Origin of the sequence: Streptomyces sp. HD, assembly GCF_028369295.1 — a bacterium.
Classification (GTDB): domain Bacteria; phylum Actinomycetota; class Actinomycetes; order Streptomycetales; family Streptomycetaceae; genus Streptomyces.
The window spans coordinates 1-1288 of the sequence record NZ_JAQMYP010000146.1 but is presented as its reverse complement, the minus strand read 5'-3'; the positions used below and the strand labels follow the sequence as shown (position 1 = coordinate 1288).

Annotated in this window: 1 protein-coding gene; it reads left to right on the top strand. The window is 70.3% G+C overall.

The annotated features are described in order from the left end of the window. Positions 1-13: 13 nt before the first annotated feature. Positions 14-1288: acyltransferase domain-containing protein (locus tag POF73_RS45705; protein ID WP_272125460.1), on the top strand; the 1275-nt coding region annotated here is incomplete at its 3' end.

The window sequence follows — 1288 nt, the reverse complement described above, 5'->3', positions numbered from 1 at the left end:
CACCCTGGACCGGGTGGATGTGGTGCAGCCGCTGTTGTTCGTGACGATGGTGTCGCTGGCGCGGTTGTGGCGGTCCCGGGGTGTGCGTCCGGATGCGGTGGTGGGTCACAGTCAGGGTGAGATCGCCGCCGCGTGTGTGGCCGGGGGTCTGTCGCTGGAGGATGCGGCGCGTGTGGTCGTGCTGCGCAGCAAGGCGATCACTGCGCTCGCGGGGCGTGGTGGTATGGCGTCGGTTCTGTTGCCGGTGGCCGAGGTGGAGGAGCGGCTGGCTCGTTGGGAGGGGCGGGTTTCGGTCGCGGCGGTCAATGGGCCTGCTTCCGTGGTTGTTTCCGGTGACGCCGACGCCATACGCGACCTGGTGGCCGAGTGGTCCGCCGCGGGTGTTCAGGCGCGGCAGATACCGGTCGACTACGCCTCGCACTCCGCGCAGGTCGAGGAGATCCGTGACCGGCTCCTGACCGATCTGGCCTCCGTGCGGCCGCGTGCCGCGGAGGTGCCGTTCTTCTCCACGGTGACCTGTGACTGGCTGGACACCGGGAATCTCGACGCCGGGTACTGGTACGACAACGTGCGCCGTACCGTGCGTTTCGCCGAGGCCGTACACGCCCTGGCCGCCCAGGACTTCCGGGTCTTCGTCGAGTCCAGTCCGCACCCCGTGCTCACCGCCGCCGTCCGCGACACCCTCGACGATCTGGACCTGGACGATGCCGTGGTCGCGGGCACGCTGCGCCGCGGCGAGGGCGGACCGCGCCGCTTCCTCGCCTCCCTGGCCGAACTGAGCGTACGCGGGGCGGCCACCCTCGACTGGTCGCCCACTTTCGCCGCGCGCGGCGCCGGGCGGGTGGACCTTCCGACGTACGCCTTTCAGCGCCGCCGCTACTGGCTGCCCGACACCCTGACCGCCGAAGGACCGGTCTCCGCGGGTGGACCGGTCTCCTCGCGTGTTCCGGTCGCGGACGCCGATGAAGCCGGTGAGGTCACCACCATGCTGCGCGATCGCCTCGCCCGGCTCTCCCCGCGCGACCGGCATGCCGCCCTGTTGGAACTGGTTCGCGCACACGCTGCAGGCATCCTCAGCCACGACTCCGCGGACCAGGTCGAACCCCGCCGCACCTTCAAGGACCTGGGCTTCGACTCCCTCACCTCGGTCGATCTGCGCAACCAGCTCAAGACCGCGACCGAACTGCGTCTGCCTTCCTCCCTGTTGTTCGACTATCCGACCCCCGAGGCCGTGGCCGGCTACCTGGAGGGCCAACTGTCGGGCACCGGAACGGACTCCGCGCCCGTT